Origin of the sequence: Streptomyces sp. NPDC127197, from assembly GCF_042672405.1 — a bacterium.
GTDB classification, from domain to species: domain Bacteria; phylum Actinomycetota; class Actinomycetes; order Streptomycetales; family Streptomycetaceae; genus Streptomyces; species Streptomyces flavusporus.
Genome location: NZ_JBHXVG010000010.1, coordinates 47603 through 69084, shown reverse-complemented (window position 1 = coordinate 69084; position 21482 = coordinate 47603). Strand labels below are relative to the sequence as shown.

The following is a 21482-nucleotide window of genomic DNA, read 5'->3' as shown; positions in this document are numbered from 1 at the left end:
GCGCGACCAGCCAAAGACAACCCGCAGCCGCCGAACAAAGACCAACCAAGCAGCTCCTTGGGCGAACCGCTACCGATCCCTACCGCACGCATAGGCCAACGGCGAAACCAACTCTTCCGCATCCGGCAACCACCGATTCGCAGCCGTAGGCCGGCAGGCCCACTGCACGGCCCCCCGCGACCCGAACCGCGTAGGCGGCGCAGCCACCCACGCTCCCTCGCCCAACGCCACGAGATCGAGCGAGGAAACCGACCACCCCAGCTTGCGCACCAGGTCCGGAACCTTCACCGACGCACCCGGCAGCACAAAGAACTGCATCCGCCGATCCGGCGTCAACGTCACCGGCCCGAGCGTCAGCTCCATCCGCTCCATCCGGGCCAGCGCGAGAAACCCGGCCGTCTCCGGCACGCAGATCGCGTCGAACGTACGGCCCGTCGGCAGCAGGATCGACGCATACGGCTGCTTCTGCCACATCCGGCGTGCGACGGTCGCGCTGCCCGTCGCCAGCGTCTCCCAGTCCGGGCGCGTCGGATGCGCTCCGGGCGCACCGCACGCGACGTCACCGCAGGAGCAGCGCTGCACCCCGTCGACGGCTTCCAGCCAGGTACCCGGGAACACGTCCCAGTGGCGCTCCTCGGCGTAGCGAACGGCGGTGTCCAGCAGCGATTCCCCGCGCTGCTTCGGAATCTGGGCGGCTTCGGTGGCCGGGATCGTCTTTTCCACGCTCCACTCAACTCCCGTACCAACCTGGGGTTACGGCCAGTCCGCGCGCGGGGGAGGAGCATTGGTTCGGCGTTCGGGGCGCATGGATGCACGTGTGGGGGCGCGCGGGAGGATCCGCGGTGGGAGCTGGGTAGCCAGGGGTGGGGATGGCATCCGCCGTTCCCCGGCAATCCTCAGTATTCCCCGCATGACTCGCATTGTGCGCATGTCCGCGGGGCATTGATCTTCACGGCCCGGAATGTGCCGTCTCTGACGAAGACGGCGGTTCCGGTCAGGGAAGACCGACCAACTCGGTGCGTGGGCAGGCACCGCAGCCACAGGGGGTACGCCAATGGCCGCAAGGCCTCTCGTTGCGCGGCAGCCGAACGAACGGCTGCAGGCGCTCATCCAGGAAGCGGGCTGCTCGAACGCCGGGCTGGCCCGCCGGGTCAACATGTGCGGCGCCGAGCACGGTCTCGACCTGCGCTACGACAAGACGTCCGTGGCCCGTTGGCTGCGCGGACAGCAGCCGCGCGGACGGGCCCCGGCGATCATCGCCGAGGCGCTCGGCCGCAAACTCGGCCGTACGGTCACGATCGACGAGATCGGCATGGCCAACGGCAAGAACCTCGCCTCGGGCGTCGGCCTCCAGTTCTCGCCGACGGTACTGGGAGCCATCGAGCAGGTGTGTGAGCTGTGGCGCAGTGACGTGGGCCGCCGGGACTTCCTGTCCGGCTCCTCCGTCGCCGCCTCCGCGCTGGTCGAGCCGAGCCGTGACTGGCTGATCTCCGCGCCCGACGCGCAGGTGGCGCGTGCGGCGGGACCGCGCGTGGGCCGGTCCGACGTCGCCGCGGTGCGTGCGATGACGCAGGCGCTGGTCGACCTGGACCACCAGTACGGCAGCGGGCATGTACGCCCGGTCGTCGTGCACTACCTCAACAGCGTGGTCTCCGGGCTGCTCGCCGGCTCCTACCGGGAGGCCGTCGGGCGTGAACTCTTCGCATCCGTCGCGCGGTTGACGGAGCTCGCCGGGTACATGGCCGTCGACACCGGGCAACCCGGGCTCGCCCAGCGCTACTACATCCAGGCGCTGCGGCTGGCGCAGGCCGCCGGCGACCGTGGATACGGCGGGTATGTGCTCGCCGCGTCCATGAGCCACCTCGCCGCGCAGCTCGGGAACCCGCGCGAGATCGCGCAGTTGGCGCGTGCGGCGCAGGAGGGGGCGCGCGGGCGCGTGACCCCGCGCGCGGAGGCGATGTTCCACGCGGCGGAGGCACGCGGGCACGCACTGATGGGCGATGCGCGGGCCGCCGAGTCGGCGGCCGGGCGCGCGGTGAGCGCCATGGAGCAGGCGGACGCCGCCTCCGGGGACGACCCGGCGTGGATCGCGCACTTCGACGAGGCCTACCTCGCCGACGAGCTGGCGCACTGCCACCGCGACCTGGGCCAGGCCGAGGCGGCGGCGCGCTACGCGCAGGAGTCCCTCGACGGGCACCCCGAGTCCCGGGCCCGCAGGCGCGCCATCGGCTATGTGCTGCTCGCCGCAGCGCAGGTGCAGCAGCGTGAGATCGAGCAGGCCTGCCATACGGGACTGAAGGCCGTGGACCTCCTGGAGACCCTGCGCTCCAACCGGGGCGCCGAGTACCTGGAGGACTTCCAGCAACGGCTGGAGCCGTTCCAGGAGGAGGCAGTGGTGCGGGAGTTCGGGGCACGGCTGGAGCTGCAGGCGGCAGCGTGAACAAGAGCCCTGCGCATGCGTGAACGTGCGGGAAACGAGGGGGCGGCGAGCAGGAGGTGACATAAGCAGCGTGCCGCGGGCCGGTTTTGTTACCGCGGTCACAGGGCAGGAGGTCAGGTCCTGTGGTGCGTGGCACCGGGCTCCGGGGACCCGGTAGCGTGAGCCGACGATTCCGAAGGTCCCCCATTCGTAGGAGTCCCGGTGACGCAGAGTGGACAGGGCGAGGAGCCCTCGGCGCGGCCCGCGCACGAAGGCATCGTGCTGCCCTCCGACGGTGGCGAGCCGCTGCTGCCGGGCATGACGGGCGGACCCGCCGACCGGCCTGCCGGCCCGCAGCAGGCTGCCCCCGGCGGTCGGATCCCGGCGTCGGCCCCGCCCGGCGGCCAGGCCTGGGGCCAGCCGTGGGGCCCCGACCAGCACCAGGCCCCGGCCCCGCCGCCGGGCCAGGGCTGGCAGACGCCGCCCGCGGAGCCGTGGGGCGCACCGGAGCCGGCCCCTTGGACCACACCGGACACCTCGCCCGCCGTACCGTCCCAGCCGGGCCCGCTCCCACCCGAGGGGGCACCGGGCCAGGCGTACGGCACCGACGCACAGGGTGCGTACGGCACGTACCCGACCCCCGGCGCCGGAGGGGACGCGTACCCCACGCCGACGAGCGGCACAGGCGCCTCGCTGCCACCCGCAAGTCAGGGCACCCCCATGCCCCCCACCAACCCCGGCGGCCCCGCCCTTTCGCAGGGCCAGAGCGCCCCTCTGCCCCCCGCAGGCCCCCGCACCCCCCTGCCGCCCGCCTCCGGCCCCGACGAAGGCGCCACCCAGTACATACCGCCCGTCGCGTCCGCGCCCGGGAACGAAGGGACCACGCAGTATCTGCCGCCCGTCGCCGCGGGCGGGAACGAGGGGGCGACGCAGTACCTGCCGCCGGTCGGGCCGGGGGCGTTGCCGCCGGAGATGCCGGCCGGAGGGTCTGGCGAGGGGGTGTCCGAGACGACCCAGTACCTCGGGCGGGCCCGGAATGCGCCCGGTCCGCTGCCGTCGGCGTCCGGTCCGGACGCCGAGGCCACGCAGTACATCGCGCCCGTGCCCGGTCAGACGCCCGGTGCCCCGTCCGGGGACCGGCAGCCGCCCGCCGAGTTCGACAACCTCTTCCGCAGCGGGCCGGGCGGCGACAGCCCGGCCGCGGCGACGCAGCAGCTGCCCCGCTTCCCGGAACCGCAGCCGGCGGGCCACGTCGCGCAGCCGTCGTACGACGGTCCCGGCCCGGCCGGTGGCCGGCGTGCGGCCCGGGACGGCGGCGGCCGCGGTGGCCGTACCGGCTCGCGCGTGCCGCTCATCGCGGCCTGCGGCATCGGCATCGCCGTGGTGGGCATCGGCGCCGGCGCGCTGCTGGCCACCGGGAGCGGCGAAGAGGACAAGGACCCCAAAACCGTCTCCGCCACGGCGCCCGCGACCGGCGAGACATCCGCCTCGCCGTCCGTCGATCCCGCCGAACAGCAGGCCATCGCCCTGGACAAGCTGCTCGCCGACAGCGGCGACAGCCGGACCACGGTGATCAACGCGGTCAACGACGTGAAGTCCTGCAGCAACCTGGCCCAGGCGGCCAAGGACCTGCGGGACGCGGCCGGGCAACGCAACGGCCTGGTCACCCAGCTGTCCGAGCTGTCCGTCGACAAGCTGCCCAACCACGCAGCGCTGACCACCGCCCTCAACGAGGCGTGGAAGGCGTCGGCCGCCGCCGACAACCACTACGCCGCGTGGGCCGACCAGGTCGCCGGCCAGCGGGGCAAGCTCTGCAAGAAGGGCCAGGCCCGCAACACCGGCCAGACCGCCGCCGGCAACCGGGAGAGCGGCACCGCCAGCACACAGAAGGCGGAGGCGGCCAAGCTGTGGAACGCGATCGCGAAGACGTACGGCCTGACCGAGCGTCGCCCGACCCAGCTGTGAGACCGGCGCGGGGCGCCACCGCGGGCTCAGGTGTTCGCGTCGGCGCCCTGCAGGGTCTTCGTCACGTCGATGAAGCCCTTCCTGGCCGCGACCAGCTGGCCCTCCCGCACGACCTGCAGGGTCACGTCGGTGTTGACCAGGCGCGGGAAGCCCACCGAGGCCAGCACGTCCTGGAACTGCCACTGCAGCGTCGGCGTGAGCCCGCCCGTGGTGACCTTGAAACCGTCGTCCAGGGTGCGTCGTACGGAGTCGGCGGTCACGTCGCTGTCGCCGAGCGACTTCACCACGGCCTCCAGGACGGTGTACGCGATCCAGGTGGTCTGCACTCCGGCGTCCGCGGGGTCGATACGGGTGTCGGTGAAGGCCTGCTCGCGGATCACCTTCTTCATCTCGTCCCAGCGCTTGTCGGTCTCCACCGGGTACCAGCCGGTGATGTACGCCCCCTCGTACGGGCTCGACGCGCCGCCGGTCGCGTCGATGACCGTCTGGTCGACGCTGCCGAGGACGGTGCCGGTGCGCACCTCGGGGTAGTTCTCACGGGCGCGCCGGAAGGAGTCCATGAAGGTGCTGGTGCGGTCGCCGAGCGCGGGCACCACGCAGCCCGTCTCCGTCAGGTCCGTCGTGACCTGGTCCAGCGCCCGCTCGGAGGGCGTCGAGTACTCGGTGGCGTCCTCCGCGGCGCGCAGGTCGCTCGCCGTGCTGTGGCCGCCCGCCTGCAGGCCCGAGTTGATCAGGGTGGGCAGTTCGTCGCCCGCGATGGTGTCGGGCCGGACCAGCGCGACCGGACCGCAGGTCCTGGCGAGCTCCCTGCCGAGGCCGGCCAGCAGCGCGGGCTGGCCCCCGTTGACGGGGTAGGACAGGGGGCTGGTGAACTCACCGTTCGTGATGCCGTAGCCCCCTATGTACGGTATGCCCGCGCCTTCCAGGATCGGGAAGAAGGAGTCGGCGTACTGGCTGTAGGAGCCGACGACCGCGACGGCCTTCTCCTTGACCGCACGGCGGGCGCACTTGGCGGCGTCCACGCTGTCGTTGTGGTCGTTGCAGAGCAGGACCCGGAGCTTGCGGCCGTTGATGCCGCCGTGGGAGTTGACGTGGCGGGCGTAGGCGAGCGCGAGGGCCGGCATGCCGGGCTTGTTGGTGGCGTTGGTCTTCTGCGGCGCCCACGTCATGACGGTGATCGGGTCGTCCCCGGCTCCCCCGGTGCCGGGGATGATCCCGCAACCGGCGGCGAGCGACGCGCACACCACCAGGGCGCCCGCTGTGCGGATGGCTCTGGCGGGCCGCCTGAGGAGGGCGGGGAGGAAGGTGCTGCGGATGCGTCGCCTGCCGGTCATGCACCCGCACGATTCCGACACATTGCTAACCCAGGAGTGACCCTTGGTCAACGCCTGGTGACGTAAAGGTGAATTGCGGGGGGTGGTGAACGGCGCGTGGCGAGGAACGTACGATCGATGACCGTGCAAGGTGTGCAAGGTGTACAAGGTTCGGCGAACTCTTCCCGCCGCGGGCGTCGCTCATCCACCATGGGCGACATGCCTCTGAACGACATGCCGTGGTGGCGCTGGCGCAGCAATGTGCGCTCCGCGCTGCACATGCTTTCCGATCCGGCGTTCCAGCGGGACGTCTGGCTGGCGGGCGTCGAGGGGTACGGGGACGTCACCGACGCCGTGTACCGGCTCGTCGAGGACACCTGGCTCGACCACTGGTCCGCCGAGAAGTACGTCGGCACGATCTTCCGCGACTCGCAGGAGGCGGCGCTCGTCGACACCGCCGTACTGCGGGTGCTGCGGATCATGCACCAGGTCGGGCCGGACGCGCCGGTGTCCTCCTACGTCGAGCACCCGGCGTGGCCGGAGGCGGTGCGGGCCGCGCGGGACGCCCATGTGCGGATGGCGGTGAGCGACGGCGAGGACCCGGACGCGCCGCCGCGCACGCTCGAGGTGCTGCGGATACTCACGCGGTCGGCGTAGCTCGTCCGGCCGCCGGACGACTTGCCTGGTGCCGAGCCCGGTGTGGGACCCTGTCCTGCATGAACGAGCAGTCCAACCGAGCCGCGGCCCCGGCCGACCAGTACGTCCTCACGCTGTCCTGCCCCGACAAGCAGGGCATCGTGCACGCCGTGTCGAGCTACCTGTTCATGACCGGCTGCAACATCGAGGACAGCCAGCAGTTCGGTGACCACGACACGGGACTGTTCTTCATGCGCGTCCACTTCTCGGCGGACGCTCCGGTGACGGTGGACAAGCTGCGGGCCAGCTTCGCGGCGATCGGTGACTCCTTCCGGATGGACTGGCAGCTCCACCGGGCCGAGGAGAAGATGCGGGTCCTGCTGATGGTCAGCAAGTTCGGGCACTGCCTGAACGACCTGCTGTTCCGGGCGCGGATCGGGGCGCTGCCGGTGGAGATCGCGGCGGTGGTGTCCAATCACACCGATTTCGCCGAGCTCGTGGCTTCCTATGACATTCCCTTCCACCACATTCCGGTGTCGAAGGACAACAAGGCCGAGGCCGAGGCGCGGCTGCTGCAGATCGTGCGCGAGGAGGGTGTGGAGCTGGTCGTGCTGGCCCGCTACATGCAGGTCCTCTCCGACGACCTGTGCAAGCAGCTGAGCGGGCGGATCATCAACATCCATCATTCCTTCCTGCCGAGCTTCAAGGGCGCGAAGCCGTACCACCAGGCGCATGCGCGGGGCGTGAAGCTGATCGGTGCGACCGCGCACTACGTCACCGCCGACCTCGACGAGGGGCCGATCATCGAGCAGGAGGTCGAGCGGGTCGGCCATGGCGTCACGCCGGAGCAACTGGTCGGTATCGGGCGGGATGTGGAGTGCCAGGCGCTGGCGCGGGCCGTGAAGTGGCACGCGGAGCGGAGGATTCTGCTGAACGGGCGGCGGACGGTGGTGTTCGCGTAGGCACTCAGCTGCGGGCAGTCGTGCCGGGGGGTGGTCGCGCAGCCCGGCGTTGACGGGGTGCCGCCCGCGCCCACCCGTGCCGCCCCAGCGGCACGACTGCCCGCGGACTGACGCCTACATCCGGCTCAACGCCGCCGCCGCAAGCAGCACGTCCCTGATCGCCTCCCGGTCACCGACCTGCCCCGCTGCCGCCTCCTCCGGAGGAACACGGCCCGCGGCCAGTCGGCAGAACTCGACGCCGTCCAGAGCGACATGGGCCACCTCGTGTTCCCCAGAGCCCACCGCCGCCGGCGAGTCGAGCGGAATCAGCCACTCCCCGCCCCCGGAGCCCTCGATCTCCAGGCGCAGGGTCCGGCCGGGCTCACCGGCCGGTACGAGCCGCCGCGGCGTGCGGGCGGGCGCGGCGAGACCGGACCGACGCCGCTCGGCCAGCACACCCGGCAGCGCACGCGCCGCGAGGTCGATCATGCGGTGGAGATGGCGCGGGGACGGCGGCTCGTACGGGTAGTCCACCGCGTCCGCGATGTCCTCCGCATGCACCCAGCACTCGAACGCCCGGTCGATCATCGCGTCGTGCAGCGGCAGCTCGAAGTCGCCGTACGACACCGCCAGCTTCCCCGCGCCGCCGCCGGTGAAGGACACCGTCCGCACGATGCCGTGGCTCTGCTCCCGCCAGGGCCCCCGCACCGAGCGGGTCGGCGGGAAGTGCGAGGCACGCCAGTACGCCTCCGTGCGGCCGGCGGGCGTCGGAGCATCGGCGTCGGTGTCGCCGAGCGGGTCGTCGAGCCCGAGGGCGAGCGCGACGATCCCGTCGACCGCCAGCAGGTGCGCGATGACTCCCGCGACGGTGGTGCGGCGGCTCAGGGCCTGCGCACCGTCGAACCAGCGCAGCCGTACCGGCGCATGCCACTCGGAGTCCCCGAAGTCCTGCAGCAGGGCGTCGAGCCGCGCACTCTCGGCGTCGTACGGCCTCGCCCACTCGGGAACCGGGATGCGCGGTGGCCGCCGGTCGAGGCAGGCGGCCAGGACGCGGGTGCGCAGGCCGGGGTCGAGGTCGAGGCTGTCCGGGCGCTGCAGCAGGCCGACCGCCTCGCGCAGCCGTCGTGCCTCGTCCGCGCAGCTTCCGCAGGTGCCGAGGTGGTCCTCGACGGCCGCTGTCTCCTCGGCCGAGCAAGCGGCCAGCGCCCACGCTCCGAGGAGGGACTTCAGGACGTGGTGTTCCAGTACGAGGGGCGCGGGGTCCGGCATGGCCGCCCGCAGGTCGTCGAGGGCGGGCAGCGGCCGTCCGCTGTCCTCGACCGAGGCGCGCGGCATGGGTATGCGGGGCGGCTGCCGGCCGGGTCCGGGGGTGTGGTCGTCGCCGTCGCCGGGGCCGTCCGGCCCCTCGGGCGCGCCGCCGTCCCGGGTGCCGTGGGGCGGGTCCGGGTCGTCCTTCTTTCCGTTGCCGGAATCGCCGTGCTCGCCGTGTTCCTCGTGTCCGCCGTACCTCTCGTGTCCGCCGTACTCCTCGTACTTCCCGTCGTCCTCCTGCTCCCCGAACCCCTCATGCTCGTCGTACGCCCCGAAGCGGTCCGCCTCCGTCACACCGCACCCCCGTATCCCGGCGGCGCCCCGGGCGTGCCGGCGTCGTGGGCCGTGGAGAGCAGTTGCAGGCCGAGGCGGAGCCTGCGGCGGGCCTCGTCCTCGGTGACGCCGAGGTCGGTCGCGGTCTGGCGGTAGTCGCGGCGCTGGAAGTAGGCACGCTCCAGGGCTGCGCGCAGCGGGGCCGGCATGGACTGGACGATGTAGTCGGCGCGGGCGGCGACGTAGGCCTGGCGGACCTTGCGCTCCAGGTCCTCGGAGGAGTCGTGGCCGCTCTCGGCGAGCACGGCGGCCTCGGTGGCACGCAGCCGCTGCACGGCGAGCCGGTGGGTCAGCGCGGCGACCCAGGAGCGCAGGGGGCCCTGCTTGGGGTCGTAGGCCTCCGGGTGCTCCCAGAGGTGGGCGAAGACCTCACGGGTGATGCCGTCGGCGGCGTGCTCGTCGCCGAGTACGCGGTGGGCCTGGCCGTGCACGAGGGAGGCGAACCGGTCGTAGAGCTCACCGAGGGCCGCGGCCTCACCGCGGGCGAGGCGCTGCTGCATCTTGCGGTCCCAGCGGGGCGGTGCGTCCTTCTTCGCCATACGGCCCCTCCCCGTGCTCCGTCCCGGTGTCCAGCGTGTGTCCGTCGCCACCTCGAATGTAGTCGGCACGTCCGACAGCGCACGCCCCTTTGTGGCAATGTGCGCTCCCCGACAAGCCGCTGGTGATAGTGGACTTACGCCGCGTCTACCCCGTCACCATGCGCTCAGGCCTGATCGAACAGGATCGATTGCGACTGAAACAAGCCTTTTTCGTTCGGATTTCGTTTTCAGTGAGGTGTTTCAGGGAACGGCCGCTGGGCAGCCGCGCTGCGAGGAAGCGTAGGGGTTGCTTCCGTTTCGGCGAGCGAAGGGCATGGTGGTGGCGTTCAATGTGACCGGCGGCGAGCAGGGCCGATGGGCCGTGCTCCAGGTGTCGGGCGAGCTGGACCTGGTGACGTCACCCGTGCTGCGTCAGCGGGTGCACGATCTGGTGGCCGAGGGCCGCCACAGTCTCGTCCTCGACCTCTCCGAGGTCTGGTTCTGCGATTCCAGTGGTGTCGGCGTGCTCATCGCCGCCCGCCGTCTGCTGCGCTCCTGCCAGGGACGGCTCCGTCTGATACTTCCGGCTCAGGGGGCGGCCGACGGCTCTCATGTCAACCGCGTCCTCGGTGCGCTGGGTGTGCGCAGGCTGTTCGACGTGCACGCGGATCTGCCGTCCGCGACGTCCGACGAGGCGCGTCCCCTCTCGGCGTGACCTCTGCCACGTCGTTCACATCGTTGTTCCAGAATTCCCCCGGTCTTGGCACAACCGTCGGTTTCCCGCTCCGGGACCGCCCCCGACGTCGTACGCTCCGTGCGAGATACACCCCGAGATGACGTGAGGCGGCCCGAAAAGACATGGTCAGCAGCGAGTACGAGCGCAGGATTGCGGCCCGGTTCGCCACCTTCGACCAGGACGGCAACGGTTACATCGACCGCGAGGACTTCAGCGGTGCGGCCAAGGCGCTGCTCGCGGAGTTCGGCACCGCGGCCCGGTCCGACAAGGGGCAGGCGCTGTACGTCGGCGCCGAGGCCTTCTGGCAGGGCATGGCCGGGATTGCGGACCGGGACGGTGACCAGCGGATCACCCGCGAGGAGTTCGTGAACGGCGCGGTCAAGCGACTGCGCGACAACCCGGACCGGTTCGCCGAGATCGCCCGCCCGTTCCTGCACGCCGCCGTCGCCGTGGCGGACACCGACGGCGACGGAGCCGCCACCGTCACGGACACCGCACGTGTTCTGAAGGTGCTCGGCGTGCCGGAGAACATCGCGCACTCCGCGGCCGCCGCCCTCGACACGGACGGTGACGGCAAGGTGAGCGAGGTGGAGATCGTGCCCGCTTTCGCCCGTTACTTCACCGTGCCTGAATAGCGTTCCCGCAGCTTGTACTTCAGCACCTTGCGCAGCGTCTCGCCCCGCGGAAGGGCGTCCACCACCTCCAGCTGCTCCGGCAGCTTGTGCACGGACAGCCCTTCCGCGCGCAGATGCGACGTCACTGCCTCCAGGGTCAGCGCGTCGGCCCCCGGCGGCTGTTCGACCACCGCGCAGACCCGCTCACCGCGTTCGGCGTCCGGCAGCCCGATCACCGCCGCGTCCGCGACCGCCGGATGCCGGTGCAGCAGGTCCTCGATCTCCTTGGCCGAGATGTTCTCGCCCTTGCGGATGATCACGTCCTTGAGGCGGCCGGTGAGCACCAGATGCCCGCTCTCCGTCAGATGCCCGAGGTCGCCGGTGCGCAGAAAGCCCTCCGCGTCGAAGGCCTCCGCCGTCTGCGCCGGATCCAGATAGCCCTGGCACACGGCCTCCCCGCGCAGCCGCACCTCCCCGTCCACGATCCGTATCTCCATGCCGTCCGGCGGGCGGCCCTCCGTGGTGGCCAGGTTCTCGGGCGTGTCGTCCGGCGCCCCCATCGTGATCATCGGGACCTCGGTCATCCCGTAGCCGTGGGTGAGCTGCACCCCCATCTCGCGTACGACGGCGTGGTAGACCTCCGGCGGTTTCGGTGCCCCGCCGCCGGCGAGCAGCCGCAGGGTGGGCACGACCGGTGTGTCCGGCTGCCCCCGCTGCTCGGCCAGGAACATCGAGTAGAACGCCGTCGACCCGCCGGCCAGCGTCACTCCGTGCCTGCGGTACACCGCCAGCGCCTGAGGCAGCGCGAACTGCTCGACCAGCACCGCGGGGAAGCCGTACAGCAGCAGCATCACCATGTAGTCGGGGCCGCCGATGTGCGCGTACGGGAACGCGATCGACCCCACGTCTTCGGCGGTGGGCCGCAGGGCGTGTGCCAGGCAGGAGCCGCCCGCGATCAGCGAACGGTCCGTATGCAGGACGCCCTTGGGCTCCGAGGTAGTGCCGGAGGTCCAGTAGATCCAGCGGACCTCCGTGCCCTGCGCCGGCGGCGGGGGCAGCACGGACGGATCGCCGTCGGGCAGGTCGTCGTACGCCTCGAAGATCCCCTTCGCGCCGAGCCGGCGGGCCATCTCCGTGTGGTCGAAGCCGCGCCACTCGCCCGGTACGGCGAGGTACTCGGCCCGCGACTCCCGCAGCGCGAAGCCGACCTCGCGGTCCCTCAGGAACGGGATGAGCGGCGTCTGTACGGCCCCCAGGCGGGCCAGCGCGAAGGACAGCACCGCCGTCTCGATGCGGGTGGGCAGCTGCCAGGCGACGACCGTGCCGGGGCGCACCCCCATGCCGTACAGACCGGCCGCCGCCCGCTCGGCGCCCTCGCGCAGCGCGCCGAAGCTCACCGAGCGGTCGTCCTGGAGCAGGACGGGGCGCTCGGGGGTGTGGTCGGCGCGGCGGACGAGCAGGTCCCAGAGGGTGCGGGAGGTGCTGAGCGCGTGCGCGGTGTCGTTCACGTCGGCCCCCTGTTCAGCTGACGGTCAGTCAGATAATGGGGTGAGCGTAGGGCTCGGTGCCTTGTCGGTCCAGGGGTGCGGGACTAGCCTTCCCTCAGCGCGCTATCTGACGGAGCATCAGATCCGTATCTCCGCGGAGGGGACCCATGACCGAACTGCCCCGCATCATCAGCGTCGACGACCATGTGATCGAACCCGCGCACCTCTTCGAGACCTGGCTGCCGAAGAAGTACCGCGACCGCGGCCCCAAGCCCCTCACCGCCGGGATCGGCGAACTCGCCTACGTCGGCGGCAAGTACCAGATCACCATGGACCCGGACGGCCCGCCCACCGACTGGTGGATCTACGAGGACCTGAAGTTCCCGTACAAGCGCAACATCGCCGCCGTCGGCTTCGACCGCGACGAGATGACCCTGGAGGGCATCACGCGCGCGGAGATGCGGCCGGGCTGCTGGGACCCCGCCGAACGGCTCAGGGACATGGACCTCAACCACGTCGAGGCGTCCCTCTGCTTCCCGACCTTCCCGCGCTTCTGCGGACAGACCTTCGCCGAGGCGCACGACAAGGAGGTCGCACTGGCCTGTGTGCGCGCCTACAACGACTGGATGGTCGAGGAGTGGTGCGGGGACAGCGGCGGCCGGCTCATCCCGCTGTGCCTGATCCCGCTGTGGGACATCGAGCTGGCGGCGGAGGAGATCAGGCGGAACGCGGCCCGCGGAGTGCGGGCGGTGACCTTCTCCGAGATTCCCACCTACCTGGGGCTGCCGTCCATCCACTCCGGCTACTGGGACCCGTTCTTCGCGGTCTGCCAGGAGACCGGGACGGTCGTCAACATGCACATCGGTTCGTCCTCGCAGATGCCGGCCGCGTCCCCCGACGCCCCGCCCGCCGTCCAGGCCTCGCTGTCCTTCAACAACGCCATGGCCTCGATGATGGACTTCCTGTTCAGCGGCGTGCTCGTGAAGTTCCCGAGGCTCAGGCTCGCCTACTCCGAAGGGCAGATGGGCTGGATCCCGTACGCCCTGGAACGCGCCGACGACGTCTGGCAGGAGCACCGCGCCTGGGGCGGCGTCCGCGACACCATCCCCGAGCCGCCGTCGACGTACTACTACCGGCAGATCTACTGCTGCTTCTTCCGCGACAAGCACGGCATCGCCTCGCTGGACGTCGTGGGGCGCGACAACGCCACCTTCGAGACCGACTATCCGCACGTCGACTCCACCTTCCCGCACACCAAGGAGGTGGCCCTCGACCACGTCAAGGGCCTCGACGACGAGACGGTGTACAAGCTGATGCGGGGCAACGCGATCCGCATGCTGGATCTCGACCTGGACCGCTGATGGACCTGTCGTACACGCCCGAGGAGGAGGACTTCCGGGAGCGCCTGCGGGAGTGGCTGGGCAAGGTGCTGCCCACGCTGCCGCCGAAACCGTCCCCCGCCGACTGGCCCGCCCGGCGGGCCTACGACCTCGGGTGGCAGCGGATGCTGTACGACGCCGGATACGCCGACGTCCACTGGGACGCCTCCCCGACCATGCGGCTGATCTTCCTGGAGGAGACGGAAAAAGCGGGCGCCCCCTATGTGGGGGCCAACTTCGTCGGGCTGCTGCACGCGGGGCCGACCATCGTGGCCGAGGGCACGGCCGGGCAGCGGGCGCGCTGGCTGCCGCCCATCCTGCGCGGCGAGGAGGTGTGGTGCCAGGGCTTCAGCGAACCGGACGCCGGATCCGACCTCGCGGCCCTGCGCACGCGCGCGCGTAGGGACGGCGACGACTACGTGGTGAGCGGGTCCAAGATCTGGACCTCGCACGCCGAGGTCGCCGACTGGTGCGAACTGCTGGTGCGGACGGACCCGGAGGCGCCCAGGCACCGCGGGATCACCTGGCTGGCCATGCCCATGGACGCGCCGGGCATCACCGTACGGCCGCTGCGGACGCTCGCGGGGTCGGCCGAATTCGCCGAGGTGTTCCTCGACGACGTGCGCGTGCCGGTCGCCAACCGGGTTGGGGACGAGAACGACGGCTGGCGGGTGACCATGGTGACGCTGTCGTTCGAGCGGGGGACGGCGTTCGTGGGCGAGGTGGTGGCCTGCCGGCGCGTACTGGGGGAGCTGGCAGGGCAAGCGCGCGCGAACGGACGCTGGGACGATCCGGTGCTGCGGCGGCGACTCGGGCGGCTGAACGCGGAGTTCCGGGCGCTGTGGCGGCTGACCCAGTGGAACGTGAGCGAGGCGGAGGCGTCGGGCGGGGTGCCCGGCGTGGGGGGTTCGGTTTTCAAACTGAGGTACTCACACGCGCGTCAGGAGCTGTACGACGCCGCGGCCGACGTCCTGGGCGCCGAGTCGCTCGACCTGGACCGGCCGTGGGTGCCCGACCGGCTGTCGTCGCTGTCGTACACCATCGCGGCCGGCACCTCGCAGATCCAGCACAACATCGTGGCCGAACGGATCCTCGGGCTGCCGAAGGGACGCTGACGTGCGCTTCCAACCGACCGAGGAACAGCGGGCGTTGCGGGACGCCGTACGGCAGCTGCTCGCGCGGCGCTTCGACGGCGAGGCGCTCCGGGCGGCCGTGGAAGCGCCTGTCCTGGACCGGGGGCTGTGGCGCGAGCTGGGTGCGGCGGGGTTCTTCGCGCTACGACTGCCCGAGGCGGACGGCGGGGTCGGACTCGGGCCGGCCGAGGCAGTGCTGGCCTTCGAGGAGGCCGGACGGGCCCTGCTGCCGGGCCCGTTGCTGGCCACGCATCTCGCGGCGGGCGCGGTGCCGGGGGCGGCCGACGGCTCGGTCGTCGTGGCGGCGGTCGACGGCGGCGGGCTGGTGGAGTGGCTGGCGCAGGCCGACGTCGTGCGCGGGGACGCGCACGGGGCCGTACCACTACGGTCGGTGGACCCGCTCACGCCGCTGCATCGTGTGCCGGAGGCGGCCGGGGCCGCGGTGGTGGCAGGCGGGCGCGGCGCGACGAGACCGCCTGGGGCGAAGGGTTCGCGCACGCCCTTGCGCGCGGAGCCGACCCCCTTGGGCGCGGCGGATCCGATGGCCGTGCTCCTGACCGCCGCCGAGCAGCTCGGCAGCGCCGCCCGCACCTGTGAGCTCGCGGTGCAACACGCCCGTACCCGCGAGCAGTTCGGGCGTCCGATCGGCGCCTTCCAGGCCGTACAGCACCTGTGTGCGCAGATGCTGGTCCGCGTGGAGGTGGCCCGCGCCGCCGTGTACGCGGCGGCCGTCACCGCCGACCCCGTGGACATCGCCGCGGCCCGGCTGCTCGCCGACGAGGCGGCCGTGCGCGGTGCCCGCGACTGCCTCCAGGTGCACGGCGGCATGGGCTTCACCTGGGAGGCGGAGGTGCATCTGCATCTGAAGCGCGCCTGGGTGCGAACCCATCGTGCGGGCGGCGGCACGGAGAGTGAGGAGCTCTTGGCGCAGGACCTGTCAACCGGGATGGACCGACACGGCGCTGGGCTGCGGACTCGGTGAACAGGCCGCCGCGCGTGTCGCGGATTGTGGCATACCGGTATCACTGAGCGTTGATATCGCCTTGTGTCCCAGGTGTGACTCGTCACGTCCCGGAGTCGAAGGTCCACTCCGGTACCTTGTGTGGGATGCGAGTGGTTCCGAGCGCGAGCCGTGCCGGTGTTGCCCCTGGGGCGGCTCCGGATCCAGCAGTGCGCGCCGCTGCTCGCCCGGCGGGAAGGCCCTGTTCCACCGCCTGTTCGACCCCCCGCGACGAGCGTCGCACAGTATGCCGCACGGGTACTCCTTCGCGCTGGAATATGCCCGAAGCGCTTGTTGGGGTGACTGTACGTCAACCATGCTGGTTCGTAAGGGAATCACGTTCCGTGAACCCTGCCCTCGCTGTTGTTCTGGTCATGCAGAAAATGGCTACGATCGTGGCCCTCGTGAGGCGCGAGCCTTTGTGTCCACCGGTTCGGATGGTGTGAGCGGTGCAGGTGCTTCAAGTGCAGCTGGAGATCCGGCCCGACCCCGCGGAAGTGGGGCGCGCCCGCAGATGGACGCGCTCACGGCTCGCCGGGTCCGGTATAGAGGCCGACGAACCGCTTGCCGAGACCCTGGTCCTGCTCGTCTCCGAACTGGTCACCAACGCCGTGGTGCACACCGGCTGTCCGGCCGTTCTGAGGCTGTCCCTGCCCCAGCCGACCGCCGAACCGGCCACCGTCCGCCTGGAGGTGGCCGACGGCAGCACACGGGCCCCGCTGCCCCGGTGGGTGGACGGCGAAGAGACCGGCGGCCGCGGCCTGGCGCTCGTCGACGGCCTCGCCGACCGCTGGGGCTGGAGCCCCGAGGGCGCCGGCAAGCACATCTGGTGCGAACTGGACCGCTGCGCCGAGTCCCGGACGGCCGCGGTGGCATGCGGGGGTGGCCGGGCTTCCGGGTACGAGGACTTCGAGGGGTACGAGGGGCTGGCCTACGAGGCGGTGTGAGGCGACCGGGTCCGGTTGTGCCGGTTTCCGCAAAGGTCGGGGCAGGTCGGGTCGGGGGCGGGGCAGGTCGGGGGCACGGTTGCAGCGGCGCCGGGCTTTTCGGGTCGGGTGAGGGGCGGCGCGCCGGGATGTGCTTCCATGCGCGCCTGCGTCAAAAAGGGCGTAAGTCGTAAATCTCCGAACGGGTGTTGACGTCACGTGACGGGTTGATCACGCTGTTGGTCAGCGATTCGCCGCGAGGGGACGACGAGGGTTTCGGTGACGGGAGTCCTCGACGAGTGCGGGTCGCGATTCGGCGTCGGTTCTCTCAGGGCCAGGAGGGATCGGGGCGGGTACGCCGGAGTCGGATGGCGGCGCGTGGTGCGGTGCTCGGGGCGGGCGCTGGCGCGTCGCCAGCCGGACTCATCCCCGGATCATCTACAGGATCGCGACCGGCGCCACCGGCGTCCCGGTCGCGCCGACGAACGGTTCGGGCATCGCCGACAGCAGGAACGTGTAGCGGCCCGTTTGTCCACAGGCTGTGGACAACTCTTCGAGATTCCAGTTCTGACCCTGTGGCATCCCCATCTCCACCAGGTGCAGCGCATGCACGGGAAGCCAGAGATTCTCGATCTCGGGCGGAAATATCTCAAACGTGAGCGTGTCGTTCGCCACGGCCGCCACATCGCGCGCGTGGAACCACTCCGGAGTCCGGATCGACAGACCCGGCGACGGATACCCGTATCCGTGCCTGTCACCGGCGAGGCAGACCTGCACCTGCCCGGTCCGTACGAGGACGATGTCGCCGGCACGCACGCGCGTACCGGCGAGTTCCTCGGCCGCGTCCAGATCCTCCGGAGTGACCGCATGCCCGCCCGGGAGCCGGTCCGTCCCTCGCGCGCGGGCGACGTCCAGGAGTACCCCGCGCGAGACGATGTGCCGCGCCTTGTCGATACCGCTGAACTCGGCGCCGCCGTGGGGGGTGATGGTGTCGGCCGGGCGGCCGTTGTAGAGCCTGCCCGAGTGCGAGACGTGGGTCAGCGCGTCCCAGTGGGTCGCCGCCTGCAGGCCCATGGTCACGGCGTCGTCGCTGCACGCGACCGTGCCCGGCCCGAACAGCTCCTGGTTGATCTGCACCATGACGTGCAGGGGATTGACCCGCCCGGGGATCATCCCGGTCTGTACGCCGTCCTGTTGGAGGGGCAGGGCGAGGGGGACGCGGCGTCCCGTGCGGACCTCGGCGGCGGCCGCACGGACCACCTCGTCGGTGATCAGGTTGAGCGTCCCCCGCTCGTCGTCCGCCCCCCAGCGGCCCCAGTTGTTCACGCGCCCCGCGATGTCGTGGAACTCGACCGGCAGTGACATGAGCCCTCCCCGGGGCTTGTCTCCAGGCGTCTGGCGGGACAAAAATCTAACGGGTCGTCAGAAACTGCGGGAAGGGGCCGGGCGTGGGGAACTTCTTGGCCGGCAAGGTCGTCGCCGTGACCGGGGCCGGACGGGGCATCGGGCGGGCGGTCGCGCTCGCGGCGGCCGCCGAGGGAGCGGGCGTCGTCGTCAACGACTACGGGGTGGCCGTCGACGGTGCCTCCCCGACCAGCGAGGTCGCCGAGGCCGTGGTCAAGGAGATAGCGGCGGCGGGCGGCGACGCGGTCGCGGTGGCCGACGACATCTCCACGATGGCCGGCGGTCAGCGGGTGGTCGACGCGGCGCTGTCGTCGTACGGACGGCTCGACGGCGTCGTCTGCGTCGCCGGGATCCTGCGCGAGCGGATGCTGTTCAACATGACCGAGGAGGAGTGGGACCCGGTCGTCGCCACCCACCTCAAAGGGACGTTCACGGTGTTCCGGGCGGCCTCGGCGGTGATGCGCAAGCAGCGGTCGGGGACCCTGATCGGCTTCACCAGCGGCAACCACCAGGGGTCCGTCTCGCAGGCCAACTACAGCGCGGCCAAGGGCGGAATCATCTCGCTGGTGCGGAGCGCGGCGCTCGGCCTGCACAAGTACGGGGTGACCGCGAATGCCGTGGCGCCCGTGGCTCGTACGCGGATGTCGGCGAACGTGCCGATGGAGCTGGCGGAGATCGGCGAGCCGGAGGACGTCGCCGCGCTCGTGGCCTACCTGCTGTCGGAGCGGGCGCGGGAGGCCGGCATCACCGGGCAGGTGTACACGATCGCCGGCCCGAAGATCGCCGTCTGGGCCCAGCCGAGGGAGCTGCGCGCCGCGTACGCCGAAGGCTCCTGGACGCCGGAACGGATCGCGGACTTCCTGCCGGGGACGGTGGGGGTGGATCCGATGCCGATGCTGTCGCAGTTGGCGGGGATGGAGAGGGCGGCGCGAGAGGGGGGCCGGCCGAACGCCCAGTAGCTCGGGGGATGCGTCGTACGGCGGCTGCGGGTTCGTCGTGGCTGGTCGGACCCACACGGCAGAGCCGCATATGTCACAGCCCCGCGCCCCTGGGGTCGCTGGACGCACCCCATGCTGAGAGGAGACCCCGTGGACTTTGGATTCACGGCAGAGGACGAGGCATTTCGAGCCGAGGCGCGAGAATGGCTCGCTGCCCATGCCGACGGCACCCCGGACCGCCGTACCTGGGAACGTACCCTCGGCAAATCCGGCTGGATAGGCCTCGGCTGGCCCGAACCCGGTTACGGCAACCGCACCGCCACCCTCACCCAGCAGGTCGCCTGGGCCGAGGAGTACGCCCGCTCGCCCGCACCGCCGCGCTCCGGCCACATCGGCGAGAACCTCCTCGCCCCCACCCTCATCGCCCACGGCACAGCGGAGCAGAAGGCCCGCTTCCTCCCCCCGATCGCCGCCGGGGACGAACTGTGGTGCCAGGGCTACAGCGAGCCGGACGCCGGCTCGGACCTGGCCGGAGTGCGCACGACGGCCGTACGCGAGCCGGGCGGCACGTCGTACCGGATCACCGGCCAGAAGATCTGGACCTCGCTCGCCCACGAGGCGGACTGGTGCTTCGTGCTGGCCCGCACCGAACCCGGCTCGCGACGCCACCACGGGCTCAGTTTCCTGCTGGTGCCCATGGACCAGCCGGGCCGGATCGAGGTCCGCCCCATCCGCCAGATGACCGGCACGAGCGACTTCAACGAGGTGTTCTTCGACGGGGCGCACGCGCGCGTGGAGCATGTCGTCGGCGGCGAGGGCGGCGGCTGGCGGGTCGCCATGAGCCTGCTCGGGTTCGAACGCGGGGTCTCGACGCTGGCCCAGCAGATCGGGTTCGCCGAGGAGCTGGGGCGGGTGGTGCGGGCGGCTCTCGCCTCGGGTTCGGTGGCCGATCCGGTCGTACGGGAGCGGCTCGTCCGGCAGTGGGCGGAGCTGCGGACAATGCGGTGGAACGCCCTGCGGACACTGGGCGGTTCGGCGGACCCGGGCGCGTCGAGCGTGGCCAAGCTGCTGTGGAGCGGCTGGCACCAGCGGCTCGGGGAGCTGGCGATGCAGGTGCGGGGTGCGGCGGCCGGGGTGGGGCCGGCGGACTGGTCGGACTCGGCGCCGTACGAACTCGACGCGATGCAGCACCTGTTCCTGTTCTCCCGGGCCGACACCATCTACGGCGGCTCGGACCAGATCCAGCGCACGATCATCGCCGAGCGCGCGCTCGGCCTGCCGAGGGAACCGAAGGGCTGAGGGGGCGGTGTGATGCGGGGCGTGGTGTTCGACGGGCAGCGGGTCGAGGTCGTGGACGATCTGGAGGTACGGGATCCCGGACCCGGTGAGGTGCGGGTCGCGATCTCGGCGGCCGGGCTGTGCCACAGCGATCTGTCCGTGGTGGACGGGACCATTCCCTTTCCTGTGCCTGTGGTGTTGGGGCATGAGGGGGCGGGTGTGGTGGAGGCGGTGGGGGACGGGGTCACACATGTCTCGGTCGGGGATCATGTGGCTCTGTCCACGCTTGCCAACTGCGGTACGTGCGCGGACTGTGACCGGGGGCGGCCGACCATGTGCCGGCGGGCGATCGGGCGGCCCGGGCAGCCGTTCACGCAAGGTGGGCGTGCTGTCTTCCAGTTCGCGTGCAACTCGGCGTTCGCCGAGCGGACCGTGGTCAAGGCCGTGCAGGTGGTTCGCATTCCGAAGGACATTTCCATGCCTTCGGCCGCGCTCATCGGGTGCGGGGTGCTGACCGGGGTCGGGGCCGTGCTCAACCGGGCGAAGGTGGACCGCGGGGACAGCGTGGTCGTGATCGGGACCGGTGGGATCGGGCTCAATGTGCTTCAAGGGGCGCGGATCGCGGGTGCGCTGCGGATCGTCGCCGTCGATGCCAATCCGGCCAAGGAGGCGGTGGCGCGGCAGTTCGGGGCGACCGAGTTCCTGACCTCGACGGAGGGGGTGCGGGAGCTGCTGCCCACGGGGGCGGATCACGTCTTCGAGTGCGTCGGGCGGGTGGAGCTCGTCCGGCAGGCGGTCGATCTGCTGGACCGGCACGGGCAGGCGGTCCTGCTCGGTATGCCGCCGGCCGGGGCGGAGGCGTCCTTCGTCGTGGCGTCCATGTTCCTGGACAAGTCGATCCTGGGGTGCCGTTACGGGTCCTCGCGTCCGCAGCGGGACATCGCGCTGTACGCCGAGTTGTACCGGGACGGGCGGCTGCTGCTCGATGAGCTGGTGACGCAGACCTATCCCGTCGAGGAGTTCGAGCGGGCGGCGGCGGATGCGGAGGCGGGGAAGGTGGCTCGGGGGGTGCTGACCTTCTGAACATGCCAGAGGTTTTCCACAGGCGCCGGAAAACTCCTGGGGCGCTGTCGGTCCCAGCCCTTAGCGTC

At 71.4% G+C, this 21482-nt stretch carries 19 protein-coding genes; 13 read left to right on the top strand and 6 right to left on the bottom strand.

Annotated features, from left to right (window positions below; genetic code table 11):
- Positions 1-69: 69 nt before the first annotated feature.
- Entirely contained in the window at positions 70-723 is a 654-nt protein-coding gene (locus tag ACFVJQ_RS17785; RefSeq protein ID WP_385784878.1) for a bifunctional DNA primase/polymerase, read from the bottom strand.
- 331 nt (positions 724-1054) lie between these two features.
- Between ACFVJQ_RS17785 and ACFVJQ_RS17780 the strand changes: the two genes are divergently transcribed.
- Entirely contained in the window at positions 1055-2440 is a 1386-nt protein-coding gene (locus ACFVJQ_RS17780; RefSeq protein WP_385511035.1) for a transcriptional regulator, read from the top strand.
- 201 nt (positions 2441-2641) lie between these two features.
- Positions 2642-4384 carry a hypothetical protein gene (locus ACFVJQ_RS17775; RefSeq protein ID WP_385511033.1) on the top strand — a complete coding sequence of 581 codons (1743 nt, stop codon included), beginning with the start codon at positions 2642-2644 and terminating at the stop codon, positions 4382-4384.
- 26 nt (positions 4385-4410) lie between these two features.
- Here the strand turns inward: ACFVJQ_RS17775 and ACFVJQ_RS17770 are convergent, their stop codons facing one another.
- Complete coding sequence (locus tag ACFVJQ_RS17770) at positions 4411-5718, bottom strand: ABC transporter substrate-binding protein (protein WP_385511032.1); 1308 nt, start codon at positions 5716-5718, stop codon at positions 4411-4413.
- A 117-nt stretch (positions 5719-5835) separates the two neighbouring features.
- Between ACFVJQ_RS17770 and ACFVJQ_RS17765 the strand changes: the two genes are divergently transcribed.
- Both ACFVJQ_RS17765 and purU read left to right on the top strand, forming a co-directional pair.
- Positions 5836-6354 (top strand): hypothetical protein, encoded by a 519-nt coding sequence (locus ACFVJQ_RS17765; protein WP_385784873.1) that lies wholly within the window; start codon positions 5836-5838, stop codon positions 6352-6354.
- 59 nt (positions 6355-6413) lie between these two features.
- A complete protein-coding gene (purU, locus tag ACFVJQ_RS17760) occupies positions 6414-7295 on the top strand; it encodes a formyltetrahydrofolate deformylase (protein ID WP_385511031.1) in 882 nt (293 codons plus the stop codon).
- A gap of 114 nt (positions 7296-7409) precedes the next feature.
- Here the strand turns inward: purU and ACFVJQ_RS17755 are convergent, their stop codons facing one another.
- Positions 7410-8879: a zf-HC2 domain-containing protein gene (locus ACFVJQ_RS17755; protein WP_385784870.1), complete on the bottom strand. Its 1470-nt coding sequence runs from the start codon at positions 8877-8879 to the stop codon at positions 7410-7412.
- On the bottom strand, positions 8876-9457 hold the full coding sequence (locus ACFVJQ_RS17750) for a sigma-70 family RNA polymerase sigma factor (protein ID WP_385784867.1): 582 nt from the start codon (positions 9455-9457) through the stop codon (positions 8876-8878). The genes ACFVJQ_RS17755 and ACFVJQ_RS17750 overlap by 4 nt, the downstream gene beginning before the upstream one ends.
- A gap of 313 nt (positions 9458-9770) precedes the next feature.
- Here ACFVJQ_RS17750 and ACFVJQ_RS17745 point away from each other — a divergent pair, with 313 nt between their 5' ends.
- On the top strand, positions 9771-10151 hold the full coding sequence (locus ACFVJQ_RS17745) for an STAS domain-containing protein (protein ID WP_129797461.1): 381 nt from the start codon (positions 9771-9773) through the stop codon (positions 10149-10151).
- Positions 10152-10294: 143 nt separating this feature from the next.
- Positions 10295-10807 carry an EF-hand domain-containing protein gene (locus ACFVJQ_RS17740; protein ID WP_385511029.1) on the top strand — a complete coding sequence of 171 codons (513 nt, stop codon included), beginning with the start codon at positions 10295-10297 and terminating at the stop codon, positions 10805-10807.
- Here the strand turns inward: ACFVJQ_RS17740 and ACFVJQ_RS17735 are convergent.
- Positions 10786-12294 carry a class I adenylate-forming enzyme family protein gene (locus ACFVJQ_RS17735; RefSeq protein ID WP_385784863.1) on the bottom strand — a complete coding sequence of 503 codons (1509 nt, stop codon included), beginning with the start codon at positions 12292-12294 and terminating at the stop codon, positions 10786-10788. The two genes, ACFVJQ_RS17740 and ACFVJQ_RS17735, sit on opposite strands and share 22 nt — an antisense overlap.
- A gap of 146 nt (positions 12295-12440) precedes the next feature.
- Here ACFVJQ_RS17735 and ACFVJQ_RS17730 point away from each other — a divergent pair, with 146 nt between their 5' ends.
- The 4 genes from ACFVJQ_RS17730 (at position 12441) to ACFVJQ_RS17715 (ending at position 16732) form a co-directional block, all read left to right on the top strand.
- Positions 12441-13634: an amidohydrolase family protein gene (locus tag ACFVJQ_RS17730; RefSeq protein WP_385784860.1), complete on the top strand. Its 1194-nt coding sequence runs from the start codon at positions 12441-12443 to the stop codon at positions 13632-13634.
- Entirely contained in the window at positions 13634-14767 is a 1134-nt protein-coding gene (locus ACFVJQ_RS17725; protein WP_385511025.1) for an acyl-CoA dehydrogenase family protein, read from the top strand. Before ACFVJQ_RS17730 ends, ACFVJQ_RS17725 begins: the two co-directional genes overlap by 1 nt.
- Before the next feature lies 1 nt (position 14768).
- Entirely contained in the window at positions 14769-15767 is a 999-nt protein-coding gene (locus ACFVJQ_RS17720) for an acyl-CoA dehydrogenase family protein (protein ID WP_385784856.1), read from the top strand.
- A gap of 482 nt (positions 15768-16249) precedes the next feature.
- Positions 16250-16732: an ATP-binding protein gene (locus ACFVJQ_RS17715; protein WP_385511266.1), complete on the top strand. Its 483-nt coding sequence runs from the start codon at positions 16250-16252 to the stop codon at positions 16730-16732.
- 417 nt (positions 16733-17149) lie between these two features.
- Here the strand turns inward: ACFVJQ_RS17715 and ACFVJQ_RS17710 are convergent, their stop codons facing one another.
- Complete coding sequence (locus ACFVJQ_RS17710) at positions 17150-18076, bottom strand: cyclase family protein (protein ID WP_385784853.1); 927 nt, start codon at positions 18074-18076, stop codon at positions 17150-17152.
- Positions 18077-18159: 83 nt separating this feature from the next.
- Here ACFVJQ_RS17710 and ACFVJQ_RS17705 point away from each other — a divergent pair, with 83 nt between their 5' ends.
- The 3 genes from ACFVJQ_RS17705 to ACFVJQ_RS17695 all read left to right on the top strand — a co-directional run bounded on the left by ACFVJQ_RS17705 (position 18160) and on the right by ACFVJQ_RS17695 (position 21414).
- Positions 18160-19074: an SDR family NAD(P)-dependent oxidoreductase gene (locus ACFVJQ_RS17705; protein ID WP_385784850.1), complete on the top strand. Its 915-nt coding sequence runs from the start codon at positions 18160-18162 to the stop codon at positions 19072-19074.
- Between the two features lie 129 nt (positions 19075-19203).
- On the top strand, positions 19204-20352 hold the full coding sequence (locus tag ACFVJQ_RS17700; RefSeq protein ID WP_385511020.1) for an acyl-CoA dehydrogenase family protein: 1149 nt from the start codon (positions 19204-19206) through the stop codon (positions 20350-20352).
- A 12-nt stretch (positions 20353-20364) separates the two neighbouring features.
- Positions 20365-21414, top strand: coding sequence for a Zn-dependent alcohol dehydrogenase (locus ACFVJQ_RS17695; RefSeq protein ID WP_385511019.1), 1050 nt, complete (start codon positions 20365-20367; stop codon positions 21412-21414).
- The last annotated feature ends 68 nt before the right edge of the window (positions 21415-21482 follow it).